This is a genomic window from Saccharothrix sp. ST-888 (genome assembly GCF_000955975.1).
Classification (GTDB): Bacteria; Actinomycetota; Actinomycetes; order Streptomycetales; family Streptomycetaceae; genus Kitasatospora.
Genome location: NZ_JYJF01000655.1, coordinates 1 through 342, shown reverse-complemented (window position 1 = coordinate 342; position 342 = coordinate 1). Strand labels below are relative to the sequence as shown.

The 342-nt window shown below is 73.7% G+C and carries 1 protein-coding gene; it reads left to right on the top strand.

Annotated elements, in window-relative coordinates:
• Positions 1-20: 20 nt before the first annotated feature.
• On the top strand, positions 21-342 hold a 322-nt coding region (locus tag UK12_RS34110), incomplete at its 3' end, for a hypothetical protein (RefSeq protein WP_197085415.1).

The window sequence follows — 342 nt, the reverse complement described above, 5'->3', positions numbered from 1 at the left end:
TCGCCGCGGAGAGCAAGGTGATGCGCGGTCGGTACGGCGCGCTGCTGGACGACACCTCGCTGTGGGACATCCCGCCGGGCAAGCGGGCCACGCCCGGCACGGACAACGCCCATCTGCGCGCCCAGGCAATCATCGCCCTGACCGAGACCGGGCGGCTCGCCGAAGCCCGCCGCCTCGCCGACGCCGTCACGGTCGGCGGCGCGCACGGCTCGTGGGAGTGGAACGAGTTCCTGTACGCGCGGGGTCTGCTGCGCATCGCGTCGGACGAGTTCGACGACGCCCTCGCCGACCTCCTGGAGTGCGGGAGGCGCCAGTCCGCCCGGGAGGTGGAGAGCCCGATCG